Origin of the sequence: Desulfofustis glycolicus DSM 9705 (genome assembly GCF_900130015.1) — a bacterium.
Classification (GTDB): domain Bacteria; phylum Desulfobacterota; class Desulfobulbia; order Desulfobulbales; family Desulfocapsaceae; genus Desulfofustis; species Desulfofustis glycolicus.
Map to the genome: position 1 here is coordinate 1 of NZ_FQXS01000047.1, position 16102 is coordinate 16102.

Here is a 16102-nt window from a genome sequence, read left to right on the forward strand (position 1 = left end):
TGAGAGATTCCTGATGTACTTGGCGTACAAATATTCAACGGCCAGATCAGCGCCAGGAAGTTTGCTGGCCGCCAGACGTGAGCACCATCGGTGGGTTGTATAGCGCTTAAGTTCGGCGCTGCTATTGTGGTAATGGGCGGTTTTGCTGCCAGAATGATAGGTGAATCCGGTTTTTTGATCAAAAACGGACGTTTTTACCAGACTGAGTTCTTCGGTCATCATCGCCTCCTTTTTCTTTTTCAGAAAAAACAGAACGTTAATGACCTCAGTATATCATTTATGGGGTCTGAATTTTGTTACGTATAGACAGGAACAAGATTAAGTTCGAGCGAATTGATAACTTCTTGATAATAGAAGCGGCAAGGTCGATGGTTTCTTGTCTCCCTAAACTTCGCCGCTAAACTGTCCAACAAATCGAGGCCATTTCTCATCAACTAGGAAGGAAGGTGGTTTTGCTTTCGGCTGCGGTAGACATGATAAAATCCCATGTTATCTTCAAGTCCTTGAATTGATGCAGATCGGTTCCTGAAGATATCCAGTATTCCCTTTTGAATTGAATATCCGGTAGCAGGTGCACGAGATTCGGGTTGCCGTGAGCCACATAGTGGGGCAGCAGCCCCAGGCCTAAACCGGTTTCGATCGACAGGCGCTGCGTATGGATGGTGGTTGATTTGTAGACTATTTGCAGATTCGGTGAAATCTCTTCATGGTAGCGAAGATCCTCCGAAAAGACATGCTCTTCAATATAGCCAATGAAATAGTGCTGCAGCAGATCTTCAACACCTATTATCGGCGGATTGTTCGCTGCGTAATCCCTGCTGGCGTAAATCCCGATTTTATAGGGAGTCAACCGTTGCTGAATTATATTGTATCCCTTCTGAGGGCCAAGGGTGATGCTGATATCCACTTCACCGGCGGTAATCGTGGTCAAGCTAGGCAAGGATATGAGTTCGATATCGATGTCTTTGTCCTTGATCCACGAAGCTAGCCGAGTGGCAATAAAATAGTTGCCGATACCTTCAGTCACTCCTATCCGGATTTTTGATCGGATTTTCTGTTCTTGACGATAGACTTCCATGGCCAGACGGAGCTCCCGCTCACATTTTTCCGCGTAGGGAACGAGTTTCTCTCCCGCCTTAGTCAGATGAAAGCCCCGGCTATTTTGATAAAACAGCTTGGTGCTCATACATTCTTCCAGCGCTGCTATCCTGTTTGCAATACTTACATGGCTACAGCCAATTTTCTTAGAGGCAAGGCAAAGTCGCCCTTGTCGCTTCAATGCCAGAAAATATTTCAGGTCGTTCCAATTTATTTTTGTAAAATCAGGTTGCTTATTCATCAAACCATCTCGAAAGGACGATACGACACGAAGAAAGGACCACAACCAGACACTCTGTCAGTTTCCGCAAAATTTACAATGTTGCCCACTACTGTAAAATTTTTTACAGCATGCCAAAATTTCGCGCTATTGTTTTGTTGAGTCTTCCCTGATAGACTTTTTAGAATCGGTTGTCACCGCCACTTTTCTCAAGTAAAGACCGCGGCTTAACACAGAACAGGGTGATCACATCCGAATTTGGCAAATCATCGTCAGCATCCAACCAACATTCACGCAGGATCCCTCATGAAAAACGATATTGTAGCGTCCGTTGTCCAATACCAGATCGGACGTTTCACCGAGCGCACGCAGAACCTCCAACACCTGCTGGAGGTAATCGAAGCAGAAGCGAAGAAGAAGACCCAGATGGTTGTCTTTCCGGAGATGTGCATAACCGGTTTTTTCTCCCACGACCCCAACGGACTCCGTCGCTATTGGGATGAGGGCACGATAGAAATTGACGGACCTGAATTGCAGGCGCTTTCCGCCGCCACCAAACAACACGGGATGCATATTATCGTTGGCTTTGCCGAGCGTGGCGAAAATGTCGGAGTTATTCATAACAGTGCAGCATTGATCGGCCCGGCTGGCATCGTTGGCGTGACCCGAAAAATTCACTTTCCCACTCTTGAAAAGCTCTATTACACGGCCGGAGATTCAATCGACGTGTTTGACTGCGAATTCGGAAGGATAGGCATGGTAATCTGCTATGACGCCATGTTCCCCGAGTACACGCGGGAGCTTTTTCGCCAGGGCGTAGAGATTATCGTTTTCACTTCGTCAATGTGGCGTGGAGGCAACAAGGGCGGTGTCGGTATCGATGGCCCCAAACGAGATTTCTGGAAGCAATTAGCTCTCGTTACCGCAGTCCAGAACCAGGCTTTTGTCGTTTCTGCAAACGGGTGCGGTTGCCAGGACATGGGCAGCCTGGCCGGCACGTGGGAGCGGTTGGGAATTAGCCAGATCGTTGCGCCCACTGGCGAGGTTCTGGAATGCGCGTCGGAATCGGAAACAACGATACTAACCACCACCTTGCCCTACGCCAAGATGGTCGAAGCACGAACGAGTTACCGTTTTATTACCGACGCTATGGTCGATTAAGCGGCCGGGAGACACCCCTATCCGTCGCAAAAAATCAAACAAGGAGAAAAGCAATGAAAAAATGGCTAGTATTTCTGACAATTGCACTCGGTTTCTTCATCTACTCGTCAGCCATAGCTGCAGAATTCAACTTTACATTTGCCCATGTCCTCATTGAGGATACCCCAAACGGTCAGGCAGCGCTGGCATTTGCGAAAGAAGTCAAAGAAAAATCTCAAGGGAGAATAGAAATAACCGTCTCTCCGGCAGCGCAGCTTGGCGGTGATGTAGAGATTATCGAGCAATTGCAAATGAACATGGTACAGATCGCCATCCCCCCCACTGCCACGTTAGGCAACTTCGAACCGCGTATTCAAATTCTTGATCTGCCCTTTCTTCTCCCCTCGGATGAACTGATGATGAAGGTGCTGGACGGACCGGCCGGCCGCAAAATTCTTGACACTCTTAGCGGCCACGGAATGCACGCTGTCAACTTCTGGGGTGCTGGCTTTCGCCATATGACAAATAATGTCCGCCCCATAGAAAAACCGGAATCACTGAAAGGCATTAAAATGCGGACAATGCAATCACCGATTTTGCTCAGTACCTATCGCAATTTTGGCGCAAATCCTACAGCAATGGCCTTTACCGAAGTGTACAACGGACTCCAGCAAGGCGTTATCGAAGGCCAGGAGAATCCCATCGCCAACATAGCCACCATGCGTTTCTATGAAGTACAAAAGTACATGACCCTCAGTTCTCACGCGTATCATGGCTATGCCGCGGTGGTCAACAAAGATGCCTGGGATTCTCTACCGGCAGACCTTCAGCAGGTCATGGTCGAAGCATTTGACAACGGTCGCGATCTCGCGCGTAAACTGACAGGTGATTTTGAGAAAAATGCTCTGGGAGCCATCAAAGAACACACTGAAGTAACAGAACTCAGCCAAGAAAACCTAGCAGCCTTCATTGAAGCAAGCAAACCGGTACACGAGGAGTTCCGCAAGGTAGTTACCTCCGAATTGCTGGATTTGGTCTACGCCGAGACAGGCATGAACTAAATTATCAACCGGAAGGGCGTCTCTGATCACCAATGAGAGACGCCCTTCGCTAATCCGCCCCAGTTCGAGACGAGAACTACATTTCAACAAACAGCATGTTAAGGATTTCTTTTCTCCTTTCTTTTCTGTGATGGACCGAACCGGCATTCGTGAGGTAGCTCCCCATGCTTGAAAAAATAAGTGTTTTTTTAGACAAGATAGAAGGCCTCTCCATAAGCATCATTCTTGCTGTAGCAAGCATACTCACGTTTACACAAGTAGTGTTTCGTTACGGTCTTAATAACTCCATCTTCTGGGCGGAGGAAGTCATTTTGTACCTCATCATCACCATGAGCTTTATTTCAACAAGCATGGGGATCAGAAAAGGAGCTCATATCACGGTTGATATTCTTCGAGCGGTCATTCCAAAGTCAGGAAGACGTCTTTTTATTTATCTATCGTCAACCCTCGGTATCCTATTTGGCTTGGCACTTGTCTACTACGGCGGCAACCTCTTTCTTGCTACGCTCGCCCGTGGCCAGCTTTCTCCGTCGCTGCGAATCCCCGTCGCCTGGCTTTATGCATTTATTCCGGCAACGGCCATGCTCCAAATTTTCCGTTACATTGAAATCATCTATTCCGAGTGGAAATACGGCACTCACTCTAAAAACGACGAAGCACTCTATGCTTAAAAGGCAGCCTTGCCACAACAAAGCACAACCAAAAATCGTTTACTGAGAATTTTCAAATGATTACGTTCTTGTTGCCCATTTTCATTGTACTCCTCTTATTCGGCTTGCCCATTTATGGCGCTTTGGCGTTTTCGGTCGTTTGTGCAATAGGGTTCTTTAGTTCGATGGATCCGACCATTGTCCCGATGAGAATGTTCTCCGGCATGAACAACTTCTCTTTAATGGCCATTCCGTTTTTTATATTGGCTGCGGAACTAATGCGGGTTGGTGGACTTTCCTCACGACTCATCAAGCTAGCGCAGGTCCTTATTGGTTGGGCGCCGGGCGGCCTTGCTTCTGCCGCCGTTCTTTCCTGTCTCTTTTTCGGAGCTATTTCCGGCTCAAGCCCGGCGACCGTTGTTGCCATCGGCAGTATCATGTTTCCCGCTCTTGTTGAAGCGGGCTACAGTAAGCGATTTTCCATCGGTCTTTTGACTACGGCCGGCACTCTCGGGCCTATCGTGCCTCCCAGCATTGCCTTGATCATTTATGGTTCCGTCACTGCAACCAGTGTGGGGAAACTGTTTGCCGCTGGCATTTTGCCGGCCATTCTTGTTGCCGTCCTGCTCATCTTTTACTGTATGATCTATTCGAAAATCAAAAAATACCCCAACACTCCTTTCCCATCTTTTGCCGAAGTAATTGCCGCTTTTCGAGGATCAGCATGGGGTCTTGGTTTACCGGTTATATTGCTCGGCGGCATTTACAGTGGGGTATTTACGCCAACTGAATCTGCAGCGGTCGCGTGCATGTATGGGTTACTGGTTGGAACAGTTGTCTACAAGCAGGTAAACAGGAAAAATCTACTCAAAATTCTTGAAAACACCGGACTGACCTCTGGAGCACTGTTGCTGATCACGGCGGGCGCATCCGCTTTTTCGTGGTTATTGACGATTACCGGGACACCGACGGCACTTGCCTCATCTGTACTCGGCTTGACAGACTCTGCCGTGGCTATCACCGCCTTGTTCAACATCATCATGCTGATTGCCGGTTGCTTCTTAGATAGTGCTTCAGCCATTATCGTGCTTGCCCCCTTAATGCAGCCCATAGCCGCGCAAGTTGGCATAGACTCGGTTCATTTTGGCGTAATCAATCTGGTCAACTTTTCTGTAGGGATGCTCACTCCCCCTGTCGGATTAAACCTCTTTGTCGCAGTAGCCATTTCAGGGATGGGCTTAGTTGAGATTGTCAAAGGCTGCATCCCCTTTATCTTCATCATGGTAATCGCCCTAATCCTTCTCACCTACATCCCCTGGATCAGTCTGGCAATCCCCAATCTGCTATACTAGAATGATTTACAAACAATCATGGACATCAACTTCGAAAGAATTCAAAATGATCTAAAAACAATAAACAGCTTTAACGACACCCCGGGTCACGGCATCACCCGTTTTTCTTTTAGCAAAAACGACCAAAAATGCAGGGCCTATATCACTCGAGAACTCGCCAAACTCGGCATCATCGCGCGGACCGATAATATAGGCAACTTGCGGGCCACCTGGAACCCAAACAACACCAACAAAAAATCAATTGTTGTTGGATCACATACCGACACGGTTAAATATGGCGGTCAATTCGACGGACTCTATGGTGTCGTTTCGGCTCTTGAAGTATTCAGGTGCCTAGTCGACAATCACATACCCTCTGCATACCCATTAGAATTCATTATTTTTGTCGAAGAAGAAGGCAGCAACTTCGGATGTACAACTTTAGGCAGTAAGGCCCTGACCGGAATGCTCAATCTGGACGACCTTAAAACCCTGACGGACAAAAACAACACATCGTTTTATGACTATCTTCTTGCCGGCGGCCTCTCCCCGGAATTGATAGATAAGGATATCATCAAGCCAGGCGAAATTGCGCAGATGCTTGAGCTACACATAGAGCAAAGTTTTTTCCTTGAAGAGGAAAAAGCGCAAATAGGGATCGTCGAAAACGTCGCCGGCATCAAAACACTGCAGGTATCTATAATTGGCGAGTCGAATCACGCAGGATCGACACCGATGCATAAGCGCCGAGACCCCCTCATTGCTGCCAGCATAGCAATACAGGAAATTGAAACGATCGCCAAACAAAGCAGGTACCCGACAACAGTTGCAACAGTTGGTTATCTGGATGTTATCCCCAATGCAGCAAACATCATTGCCGAACAAATACTATTCACTATTGATATTCGCGATGTCATTCAGGGTGGCATTGACATTACGGCAGAAAGAATTGAGGTAATGCTCAAGGAAGTATGCACAAAGAGAAATCTGACAGTACAAACAAAACTTATTGCCCAGGGGCCCTGCGTAAAATTATCTCAACCTACGATTGATGTAATCAAAGCCTGTGCTGAAGAACGAGCCATTGACTACAGGTTGATGAACAGTGGCGCAGTGCACGATTCCGCCATAATTGGGGCAGGAACCGGAGCACCGGCCAACCTGATCTTCGTCCCGAGCCGGGGAGGAAAAAGTCATTGCCCTGAAGAGTATACGAGCACAGAGGACCTTCACATTGGATCTCAGATTTTGCTAGATACTTTGCTAAAATTGTTAGAAAATTAAGACAAGCAACTCCACTTATTGTTTTCGAAAATAGATATAATATCAGTGCTGTCCCATAGTCAGTTCCACAGTAAAAGCTGTGGAGAAACGATAGGTTGAGTTTTGTCAGGCGGCCTCAATAGATCAATGAGCGGCCGCCGTTCGAATAAGTTCAGTTGCAACACCCGAAGTATAGCGGTCAATGACACGCCAAGTTTGGCCTTGAATTTCAAAAACGACAACAGGAGATAAACGCAAAGCGCAATCCACAACTGGGTGAGAACGGCATTCGGAGAAGTGCCAAGAAAGGTCTTCACTTTCAGGTTTTGCTTGATCCACTTGAAGAACAGCTCGATTTTCCATCGCTCTTTATAAAGATCAGCGATAACGGTAGCTTTTAGATCAAACGAGTTGGTGAGGAAAAAGTAAAGCTTTCCCGTCTCCGGATCAACATAATCGACCAGTCGTAGCTCCGAGTCCATGTTCTTCAATCTGATTCGTTGATCGCCAACCACCCATTGGGCTTTTCTGCCGCGGCGCTTATCCAGATAATCCACAACGGCATTGCGCTTGAGCCGGGTGACAAAGGTGATTTTTCGGTCTGAAAGCGATTGATACCACTGGTAATCAGTATAGCCGCGATCGAAAACCACGGTAGATCCAGCAGGCAAGGAAAGCGCTTTGGCCCAGGTACTTTCATGGACTTTTCCTTTGGTCATGTCCATGAACACGGGTAGATAGCCGTCGGCATCAAGCCCGAAGTGGAGCTTGATGGCACCTTTGGTCTGGCGGAACTGAGCCCAGGGAAAGACGGCCAAGCAAAGATTGATGGTAGTGGCATCGAGCAGGTAGACTTTGCCACTGAATTTGAACCGGTTGCGTGGAGCAAAGGCTTGGCAGCGTGTGAGTAAAGAAGAGAAAAGCCCCTGGTAGAGTCCATAGGGCTGCTGTTCATTGACTCGAGCTAGTGTCACCCGAGATGTTTTGCGCATGCCGAGATGATAGATGCGACGCCCTTGTGCTTCAAGATTGGAGACCAGATCGCGGAGGCTCTTTCTACCGGAAAGCTGAGCAACGGTCATGGCCAGAAACTGACTCCAGCGGCTGAAGGAGCGGAATCGTTGCCCACAGTGATGCTTTTGGGCGAGCGTTTCAAAATCATGTCTGGGAAAAAGTGCGGTCAATTAATTGAGGACTGTGTTAAAGTGCGCCATGGCTCGGATCTCCTTGTATTTATATTTGTTTTTCGCAAATTCAATATAACACAAGAAGCTCTCCGAGCCTTTATTTATTGGTTATGACGATCATTTTTATGGGACAGCACTGATATAATATCATTAATTTTTATCACATAATTTTCTCTCATCGCCCCTGACGTTGTCAGTAATTTATAAGATCAGATTCCTGTAATGCCCCCTCTTGCTGAGACAACTGTTTGCCAGGTTGGAAAGCCCATTGAGGATACCCGACGAGAAAGCACTCGAAATTGACTCTGTTGAAACAGCAGCAAAGCTGTGCAAGATGGCTATAAAACGCGGTTATAATGGCGTCATTATCGATAATGGCAGCGTGAGCGATGGGGGTTGGAAAACAACTATTATGTCGTGTTCGACCCTAATCAGGTCAAATCGGCGTTAAAGAATACCAGCGAGTTCTTTCGCTAGAGCAACAATATCTATCGCTCCGTCCAGGCAACCACTCAGGCCGATCCGCGCAACCTACCGATCATTTGAAAGACCTAGGTACAGCAATGCTACCAGCAGAAGCAGCCGGCTGGCTTGGTGAAAAGGCAATTGCCTGGGTTGCCTCGAAGACGAAGGACAACGCCCAGGATCATGAGCGCGTATTACGCGTCTGCCTGAATCCGTTTGTTGTCCCTGAGCTTATCGAATTCCCAGAATTTTGTAGCGGTGGCGCGCTCATGATCCTGGGCGTTGTTCCCGCGCAGCGGGGACAACAAGGAGTTAATCCTGGCCGCTTTCACGTTGCAGCAACTCAACGAGATGTACGGCAAGAAATTCCCCGCGGTGCAGAAATTTTACCGGGCGGCTCGGGACATCTCCGGACCGACCAATAAACTGATGAACGAATCTGACGAGATTCATAGGGAGTTGGCGAAGAAAAAAAGGCCTGCATCTTTTATGTTTATGTGTAGAAGGAGTGGTCCGATCTGGCGCTTCCAGATGGCATAGTTCGATTTCACCTAACACCTTTAGCAAAACCAAGTATCAAGATTCACAGGAAAAAGTTCAACTTGGAAGAAAGAACCTTCACCTCAAAATACTTTTATCGGTCCCGTATCTGTTCAATGTGTATCGTGCCGGACATTCCCTCTATATGTTCGTTCCCCGAGACCACATGCCCCAGTTCATACAACCCCGCTGCAGAGCCGAAGTTTCCGTAGAATATCACGACATCTCCCCAGGGGGCATAGTAGGCAAGGGTGCCTGCTTGAGCATTCGCCTGAGGGGTATCGGTGATGTTCAATTTCTTTGGCGGGTAAAAGATTTTTTCGTTGTTGCTGTAATTCTCCAGCGGGGCGCTCAGCGGCAGTTGCGCATAGAGATCACTGGCCGCCGTGCTGTTGTTGAGTTCGAATACCGTGGTTTTGCCGTTTGCAATGATGCCAATTTTCATGGCTGAATGATTCATTGCCGCGTGTTGTTCATTCTTTTCAATGAGCGCGCTTCCTGACATTCCCGCGATCCCCTCGATGCCACTTACATTGACGCCCAGTCGGTGCATTTCGTCACCTGCGTAAAAATCCTTGTAGAGCATGAACACGTCTCCCCACGGCGCATAGTAACTGAGCTCACCTTTTTTCCCATCATGATACGCTTCATCCGCTGTGACGCTCAGCTTTTCAGGGGGATAGAACATCCACTGGGCATCGCGAAAATTGCTCAAATCCAGTTCCAGCGGCAACTGAGCGTAGAATTGCTTTGCCGCAGTCGTATCATACAGCCGAAAAATCGCCGTCTGTCCCTGAGAAGTGATCTTGACCTGTTTCGCGGACAAGGTCAGCCCATGCTTTTCATGATCCGAAGTCGAAGCTTCACCTTCCTGAGAGAAGCAGGCAGCGAGGGTGAAGATGGCACATCCGATCACACAAGCCGAAAAAAAGCGATTCATAGTAGTCCTCCTCAGCATTATCCATTACATCGAGCATACAGGCCACTTATACAGGTGTTTCGCCTTCTCTCGGAAATCAGCCTTGTAGACATCCGTTTTCCTTTCTGCCGAGGATATCTCCTCGATGGAGACAGAGACCGAAGCCTCGTCGCACCCGATGATCGTGATGACATCCTTGGCGAGAGAGTCATAGTTCCGGTACCCTAAGCGAGACGGTTATAGTCTCCGTCCAAAACCGGTTCCAGCCACTCATTGCTTTTCTCTTCTCCGGGCACCTCAATTGCCAGGTGCGTGAACCAACTGTCTTGTGTTGCTCCGTGCCAGTGCTTCACCCCGGCGGGAATATGGACGACATCGCCCGGACTGAGCGCACGAGCCGGTTTCCCCCATTCCTGGTACCAGCCCCGCCCTGACGTACAGAGCAGAATTTGTCCTCCGCCCTGTTCCGCCTGGTGAACGTGCCAGTTGTTTCGGCACCTCGGCTCGAAGGTGACGTTGACGATGAAAACACCCTCGTTGGAGAGTACGTTGAGATAGCTTTTCCCGATGAAGTATTGTGCATAGGCCATATTTTCTTCACCACTGCCAAAGACATCGGTGTTGTTGTCGCCTGACATCGTTTCCATTCATTTTCTCACAGGTTATTCACCTTCAGAGGTCACAGCCACCTGACCATTTTGGGAGCCCGTTGATGGATAGAACTCCCGATCTTCCGATCTGGAGTTTTGCTTGCCCTTCGTGGGCGCGGCGCTTTGCTTGAAGGCAAGAAGGTAGCAATCAGTTCAGCAGCGCCTTGGTGAAGAAGCTATCCAGCTTGTCAAAGGGAATCATGTCTACCCGGTCATACAAGTCCACATGGGTCGCCCCCGGAACAACCAGCAGTTCCTTGGGCTCGGCAGCCATCGTGTAGGCATCCTCGCTGAAATAACGGGAGTGTGCATTTTCACCGATGACAAAGAGGATCGGGCGGGGCGCGATGGACCCGATGCGGTCCAATAGCTTGTAGTTCATGAACGCCATGTCACTGGTCATGGTGAAATGCGTCGAGGACCGGGGGTGCTGACCGCGTTCCATCTTGTAGTATTCATAGAACTCACGGGTGATGGGGTCGGTTTTCTCGTCGATGGTATCGGGAAGACCGAGCGTCTTCACCTCGCTTCCGGCATATTCCTTCCAGCGCTCTGCACCGAGTTGATCGAGATAAGCGTTTCGTTCTTCCTCGGTCCAGGCATCCATCCAGCCGTTGGCCTTGACCCGGCTCATGTCATACATGCTGACCGTTGCCACTGCCTTGATGCGGCGGTCGACCTGCGCCGCGCTCAAGGAAAAGCCGCCGCTGCCGCAAAGACCGATCACGCCGATTTTCTCCCTGTCTATGTAGGGGCGGGTGCCTATAAAATCCACGGCGGCGTGGAAATCTTCAACAAAGCCTTCAACAGAGGATGTCCGGCGTGGAAACCCACCGCTCTCCCCGTTGTAGGATTCATCGAAGGCCAGAGCGACATACCCTCGTTCCGCCATGGCCTGAGCATAGATGCCAGCGCCCTGCTCCTTAACGCCGCCATAGGGTGTTCCAACTATGATGGCGGCGTATTTCCCGGTCCCGTCAAAGTCTTTGGGCTTATACAGGTCGGCGGTGATGAAGATGCCGAACCGGTTATGAAACTGAACTTTTTCGTGAAGCACCCGGTTGCTCAAGGGAAAGGTCTTATCCCAACTCATCGTATCCTCCGCATGGGTTACACTCGTCATAAGGACGAAACCACAGACCAGCGCCATGGTCTTCGTCATTGCTGATAGATATCTATTCATTTTCATGGTTGACTCCTTCTGAACATGAGCTTCCGCCTACAGAGCAGAGCGCAGCACCTCGATAATATTCTGCCGGCTCATGGGCGGACGGCCAAGCAGATTGCCGTCCTGGTCACGAAGAACCAGCGCAGCGTCCTCGGCATAGTGGGCCAACAATTCGTCACCAATCCCGAGTTCGGATAACCGGGTCGGGCAGCCGATGGATGTGAGGAATGCCTCGAATGCATCGATACCTGCCAGCGCACAGTCGAGATCGTTGGAGTTTCTGGCCTTGAGCCCGAAGATGCGTTCGGCAAACTGGACGAATTTGGCCGGACGGGAGGTGGCAGCAAAGCGCATCCAGGCCGGATTGACGATTGCCAGGCCGGCACCGTGCGTGATGTCATGATGGGCGGAGATGGCGTGCTCGATCATGTGCACCGGAAATCCCGCCGGATTTGCGCCGGCCATGACAAAACCGTTCAGGGCGACGATGGAAGCCCATTGCACCTGGGTGCGCGCTTCGATGTCGGCTCCATCGGCTACCGCTTTTTTCCCCCACTCAAGTGCGGTGAGGATAACTCCTTCAGCAAAGCGATCCTGGAGCGGTGTGTTGTCGATACCGTTGAAATACCCCTCGGTTACATGCGTGATGATGTCGCAGACCCCATAGGCGGTTTGATCTTTGGGAACGCTCAAGGTCAGTTCAGGGTCGACCAGGGCAACTTTGGGAAAGAGTGATTCGGTTTGCGCAAACGACTTTATTTTCGTCTCGTCGTTGCTGATAACCGCTCCACAGTTCATTTCCGAGCCGGTTGCAGCAAGCGTCGGTACCGTGACGACAGGCAGGGTCTTGGTCGGAAAGACCCAATTTTCCTGCCCATGGCCGATCAGATCCCAGGGATCGCCCTCGTAGAGGACTGCGGCGGCGATCACCTTGGCTGCATCCATGGTGCTGCCGCCGCCGAGGGCGACGACCACATCACAGGCTTCTTTCCTGGCGATGTCCGCGCCGCGTTGTACCGATGTGATTCTTGGGTTCGGCTCGATACCGGTGCACTCAGCCAGAGAAACGCCAGCCGCCTCAAGACTTGCCGTCGCACGAGCGAAGATACCGTGACGCTTTACACTGCCACCGCCAGTGACGAGCAATGCTTTCTTCCCCTGTGCACTGGCGACTGCTCCCAGTTGCGAGAGTGTCCCGGCTCCAAAGATCAGTCGGGTCGGATTGTAAAATTCAAAGTTCATCGAAAACCTCCATGCTTGTTGTGGTTATGGTGTGGGCAAAACGATACTAACTTGCATGTCAATTCGGAATACCTGTTCCTGCCTGTATTTTGCCTATTCCTGCTTGCTGCTTTATCTTTGGTTGGCTTCCAGGTAAGGATATTGTCTGAAACTGAGAAAATGAAGAGGGAGGATAAACCCATGACACACCTGACTCGACTCTTGAAATATTTCCCGGAAATGGCTGACGGGGTCCTGCAATCGAGGCTCAACGGGGTGCTCTTTTTCCAGGAGACACAGCATATTGCCCGGAGACCGATGGTGTACAACCCCGGTATCTGCATCGTGGCCCAGGGTCACAAGATAGGCACGCTGGGAGATCAAACATTTCGCTACGACGCCAGCAACTACCTGGTCACCTCGGTGACCATGCCGTTTGAATGTGAGACCTTTGCCAGCCCTGAAGAACCTCTGAGAGGTCTCTATATAGATATTGATATGGGTCAGTTGCATGACCTGATCAGTCGAATCGATCTGCCGGCCGAGATCGAGTATGCCGGTGAGAAGTCGCTGCCTCGCGGGATCGGCCCGGCCACCCTGGACAAGGAAATGCTGGACGCGACGACGAAGTTGGTCAGGTGCCTGCGGTCAGAGGAGGAATCCCAGATCCTCGGACCCGGTCTCGTGCGGGAAATTCTTTACCGGGCGCTTCGCGGTGCCCAGGCCCCGGTGCTCTGTTCGCTGGCCACGCACAGCGGTACGTTCTCACAGATTGCACGCGCTCTGAAGATCATGCAAAATGACTATGCCGCAAAGGTCGACGTGGAACAACTGGCCAGTACGGCACGCATGAGTGCATCCGCATTTCACCGCGCCTTCAAGGAGGTCACGTCAGATTCCCCGATGCAGTATCTGAAGAAGATCAGGCTCACGAAAGCACGGGATTTAATGGTGCAGGAGCAGGTGAAAGCGTACATCGCCGCTGATCGGGTAGGGTATGAAAGTTCCTCTCAGTTCAGCCGTGAGTTCAAGCGCTATTTCGGGCAAAGTCCTGCAGAGATGGTCAGGGAACTGCGTACCGCATAGGAGTGGCACTGCAAGCGCTGCCATATTCTTGTCTCCTCCGGCCAGAACTGCCCGTGTCACTTGTAAACTGAAGGCTTCGGATAGTTTTCTGACTCTTTTTTTGTCATTTCTGTACCATCGTTATTGGTATTTCTCCATTGAGCAGATAGCAGATCTTCCCTTCGAGGCTTGTTCACATCTCCAGAGCCACTTCTCGTCTGCTCACAAAAACATTTGACATCGCTCGCTTGTTGCATATACAACTAAATTATGACATTCTCATATGACCATAATCAATCCTTGGGTTACCTGACAGGCATCGCGAGCAGACTGTTGAGTAACCTGCTCGCCACGAGGCTCAAGGCCGCGGGCATAGAAATGACTCCTGAACAGTGGGGAGCCATCATCATGCTGCTCAATGATGGGGCCATGACTCAGGGGCAGCTTGGGGCGCGTCTTCATCTTGAGAAGTCAAGCGTGAGCCGCCTGATCAATGGGCTTGAAAAACGTGGCTGGATAGAACGAATCAAAGACCGGAACGATAGCAGGCAAAAACTTGTAGCGCCGACGCCAAAGGCCTTGGATACGGCAGAGCATTGCGCGACTCTCGCCAGAGCAATACACGAAGAAGCGCAACTCGGTATGAACGAGCATGACAAGATAGCATCCCGGTCTCTCTTGTCACGCATTATAAGGAATCTGGAGGGAGCCTCCAGATAGGCAGTATCGATAAACTGCGAAATAGTAGTTACATACGCAACATGTTTTCAGGATCGACAGCAGCTTGTATCTCGTTTCAGTCCAGACAGGAACTATCGAAAACAAGGAGAACTACATGATAGATCAAGCAATACTCGAGGCCACCACTAGTTTTCTGGAACATCTGGGCCTGGATGAAGAGCCAATCGGCGTCTATTACGATGACACCAAGCCGGAAAACGCTTTTGGTCCGAAACCAGGCCCACCCATTTCTCGCCAGCAGGAAGATCAGGGGCAGATCGACATGCAGTTGGTATTTCAACATTTTTCATGTGTTATGGGAAATATCTGGCTGGCTCGAAAGAAGAAAGGCACCGCTTATATCTCCACAGAAGAGTACGGCTGCCCCGGCGGTTCTTTCTACTGCTCAATGATGAAGCCCAACCTGAGGTTTATTGAGCATTATGTAACCACAGGATTTGCGGGATCGCCCATTCATGGTGAGCGTTATTTACCTTCCCCCAAAGCTATGAGGAAATTTCTGGATACGGTCAATCCACGGAAAGCTCCTGGGAAATATTGTCTTTTCAAGCCGCTATCTCTTTTTTCTGGCAGCGAAGAACCTGATTTTGTCACTTTTTTTGCCCGTCCGGAAGTAGTGTGCGGCCTGTTCACCCATACAACGTTTACCACCGGAGAGGTAGACAGTGTCGTCTCTCCATTCGGGGCAGGATGTACCAACGTTGTTGCCTGGCCGCTGTACTACCAGGAAAAGGGATTAGAGAAAGCCGTCCTTGGCGGCTTCGACCCTTCAGCAAGAAAGTATATGAAAGTTGACGAGTTAACTTTTACTGTGTCATGGTCCCTGTATCAAAAAATGTTAAAGGCCTTGCCCGAATCTGTGTTCTCCGTTGACGGAGCATGGAAGACTGTACGCAAAAAAATAAACCGTAGCGCGAAGAAATGGGGAGAGACCAGGTAAGTTAAGAAACTGTCTCTGCCACAATATGAAAGTGCAGAGGGGTCAGGCTTTTTGGACGAATCGAGACAAGGGTGAGGTTGGCTTTGGCAATATTAAACAATAACCATGACGACATGGTGAACATGTTTCCTGTATCCACGCCGAAAGATACAGGAACTATACGTAACATATCCTGTTTTTTCTATTGATATAGATGTGTTAGTTGCTCATATATTGTGCTCTTTTGGTCCTCGCGTCAAGGTCTTTCTGACCAGAGGCCCATCAGGAACTAGTTCCTGATGGGCGGAACCTCTGCGGCCAGAGTATCGTCGTTTTGTGTCTCCAGCCGTTCCATAACCCGGTAGTAATCATGCTGGGTTTTTAGGTTAGACAGTCGGCTGTAGCGCATGGTCAGTTCTATTTCTGAGTGGCCCAGCAACTCCTGGATCGTAACGATATCAGCG

At 49.8% G+C, this 16102-nt stretch carries 16 protein-coding genes; 9 read left to right on the plus strand and 7 right to left on the minus strand.

From position 1 onward, the window contains the following. Both BUC26_RS21275 and BUC26_RS21280 read right to left on the minus strand, forming a co-directional pair. Positions 1–222 (minus strand): hypothetical protein (locus tag BUC26_RS21275; protein ID WP_143166122.1); only part of this gene is annotated, 222 nt, incomplete at its 3' end. A 208-nt stretch (positions 223–430) separates the two neighbouring features. Further along, entirely contained in the window at positions 431–1339 is a 909-nt protein-coding gene (locus BUC26_RS21280) for a LysR family transcriptional regulator (RefSeq protein WP_073379280.1), read from the minus strand. A gap of 285 nt (positions 1340–1624) precedes the next feature. On the opposite strand from BUC26_RS21280, the gene BUC26_RS21285 reads away from it, so the two are divergent. The 5 genes from BUC26_RS21285 to BUC26_RS21305 all read left to right on the plus strand — a co-directional run bounded on the left by BUC26_RS21285 (position 1625) and on the right by BUC26_RS21305 (position 6784). Continuing rightward, positions 1625–2479 (plus strand): carbon-nitrogen hydrolase family protein, encoded by an 855-nt coding sequence (locus BUC26_RS21285; protein WP_073379281.1) that lies wholly within the window; start codon positions 1625–1627, stop codon positions 2477–2479. Positions 2480–2532: 53 nt separating this feature from the next. Continuing rightward, complete coding sequence (locus tag BUC26_RS21290; RefSeq protein WP_073379283.1) at positions 2533–3519, plus strand: TRAP transporter substrate-binding protein; 987 nt, start codon at positions 2533–2535, stop codon at positions 3517–3519. Between the two features lie 164 nt (positions 3520–3683). Further along, positions 3684–4190 (plus strand): TRAP transporter small permease, encoded by a 507-nt coding sequence (locus tag BUC26_RS21295; RefSeq protein WP_073379284.1) that lies wholly within the window; start codon positions 3684–3686, stop codon positions 4188–4190. Between the two features lie 56 nt (positions 4191–4246). Next, entirely contained in the window at positions 4247–5521 is a 1275-nt protein-coding gene (locus BUC26_RS21300; protein ID WP_073379286.1) for a TRAP transporter large permease, read from the plus strand. A gap of 18 nt (positions 5522–5539) precedes the next feature. Further along, positions 5540–6784, plus strand: a complete 1245-nt coding sequence (locus BUC26_RS21305) for a Zn-dependent hydrolase (RefSeq protein WP_073379287.1) — start codon at positions 5540–5542, stop codon at positions 6782–6784. Between the two features lie 59 nt (positions 6785–6843). On the opposite strand, the gene BUC26_RS21310 is transcribed toward BUC26_RS21305, so the two are convergent. Next, the gene (locus tag BUC26_RS21310; protein ID WP_244155924.1) at positions 6844–7947 is read right to left on the minus strand and encodes an IS4 family transposase; all 1104 of its coding nucleotides are present in this window, start codon (positions 7945–7947) and stop codon (positions 6844–6846) included. Positions 7948–8513: 566 nt separating this feature from the next. Here BUC26_RS21310 and BUC26_RS24295 point away from each other — a divergent pair. Next, positions 8514–8840 (plus strand): hypothetical protein, encoded by a 327-nt coding sequence (locus tag BUC26_RS24295; protein ID WP_143166123.1) that lies wholly within the window; start codon positions 8514–8516, stop codon positions 8838–8840. 209 nt (positions 8841–9049) lie between these two features. Here BUC26_RS24295 and BUC26_RS22820 read toward each other — a convergent pair whose 3' ends face one another. The 4 genes from BUC26_RS22820 to BUC26_RS21335 all read right to left on the minus strand — a co-directional run bounded on the left by BUC26_RS22820 (position 9050) and on the right by BUC26_RS21335 (position 12934). Beyond that, positions 9050–9895 carry a cyclophilin-like fold protein gene (locus tag BUC26_RS22820; RefSeq protein WP_084540835.1) on the minus strand — a complete coding sequence of 282 codons (846 nt, stop codon included), beginning with the start codon at positions 9893–9895 and terminating at the stop codon, positions 9050–9052. A gap of 203 nt (positions 9896–10098) precedes the next feature. Further along, positions 10099–10521, minus strand: a complete 423-nt coding sequence (locus tag BUC26_RS21325; protein WP_073379290.1) for a cupin domain-containing protein — start codon at positions 10519–10521, stop codon at positions 10099–10101. 151 nt (positions 10522–10672) lie between these two features. Next, entirely contained in the window at positions 10673–11713 is a 1041-nt protein-coding gene (locus BUC26_RS21330; protein ID WP_073379292.1) for an alpha/beta hydrolase, read from the minus strand. A gap of 30 nt (positions 11714–11743) precedes the next feature. Beyond that, positions 11744–12934 (minus strand): iron-containing alcohol dehydrogenase, encoded by a 1191-nt coding sequence (locus BUC26_RS21335; protein WP_073379293.1) that lies wholly within the window; start codon positions 12932–12934, stop codon positions 11744–11746. 180 nt (positions 12935–13114) lie between these two features. Here BUC26_RS21335 and BUC26_RS21340 point away from each other — a divergent pair, with 180 nt between their 5' ends. The 3 genes from BUC26_RS21340 (at position 13115) to BUC26_RS21350 (ending at position 15659) form a co-directional block, all read left to right on the plus strand. Then, positions 13115–13999, plus strand: a complete 885-nt coding sequence (locus BUC26_RS21340; RefSeq protein ID WP_073379294.1) for an AraC family transcriptional regulator — start codon at positions 13115–13117, stop codon at positions 13997–13999. Between the two features lie 312 nt (positions 14000–14311). After that, entirely contained in the window at positions 14312–14698 is a 387-nt protein-coding gene (locus BUC26_RS21345; RefSeq protein WP_208609864.1) for a MarR family winged helix-turn-helix transcriptional regulator, read from the plus strand. Positions 14699–14813: 115 nt separating this feature from the next. Continuing rightward, positions 14814–15659 carry a DUF169 domain-containing protein gene (locus tag BUC26_RS21350; RefSeq protein WP_073379298.1) on the plus strand — a complete coding sequence of 282 codons (846 nt, stop codon included), beginning with the start codon at positions 14814–14816 and terminating at the stop codon, positions 15657–15659. The last annotated feature ends 443 nt before the right edge of the window (positions 15660–16102 follow it).

Bases quoted from the DNA above. Each gene is read 5' to 3' on its own strand.
- BUC26_RS21305 (WP_073379287.1), top strand. From the start codon at position 5,540: ATGGACATCAACTTCGAAAGAATTCAAAATGATCTAAAAACAATAAAC.
- BUC26_RS22820 (WP_084540835.1), bottom strand. From the start codon at position 9,895: ATGAATCGCTTTTTTTCGGCTTGTGTGATCGGATGTGCCATCTTCACC.
- BUC26_RS21325 (WP_073379290.1), bottom strand. From the start codon at position 10,521: ATGGAAACGATGTCAGGCGACAACAACACCGATGTCTTTGGCAGTGGT.
- BUC26_RS21280 (WP_073379280.1), bottom strand. From the start codon at position 1,339: ATGAATAAGCAACCTGATTTTACAAAAATAAATTGGAACGACCTGAAA.
- BUC26_RS21330 (WP_073379292.1), bottom strand. From the start codon at position 11,713: ATGAAAATGAATAGATATCTATCAGCAATGACGAAGACCATGGCGCTG.
- BUC26_RS21285 (WP_073379281.1), top strand. From the start codon at position 1,625: ATGAAAAACGATATTGTAGCGTCCGTTGTCCAATACCAGATCGGACGT.
- BUC26_RS21295 (WP_073379284.1), top strand. From the start codon at position 3,684: ATGCTTGAAAAAATAAGTGTTTTTTTAGACAAGATAGAAGGCCTCTCC.
- BUC26_RS21300 (WP_073379286.1), top strand. From the start codon at position 4,247: ATGATTACGTTCTTGTTGCCCATTTTCATTGTACTCCTCTTATTCGGC.
- BUC26_RS21340 (WP_073379294.1), top strand. From the start codon at position 13,115: ATGACACACCTGACTCGACTCTTGAAATATTTCCCGGAAATGGCTGAC.
- BUC26_RS21350 (WP_073379298.1), top strand. From the start codon at position 14,814: ATGATAGATCAAGCAATACTCGAGGCCACCACTAGTTTTCTGGAACAT.
- BUC26_RS21335 (WP_073379293.1), bottom strand. From the start codon at position 12,934: ATGAACTTTGAATTTTACAATCCGACCCGACTGATCTTTGGAGCCGGG.
- BUC26_RS21290 (WP_073379283.1), top strand. From the start codon at position 2,533: ATGAAAAAATGGCTAGTATTTCTGACAATTGCACTCGGTTTCTTCATC.
- BUC26_RS24295 (WP_143166123.1), top strand. From the start codon at position 8,514: ATGCTACCAGCAGAAGCAGCCGGCTGGCTTGGTGAAAAGGCAATTGCC.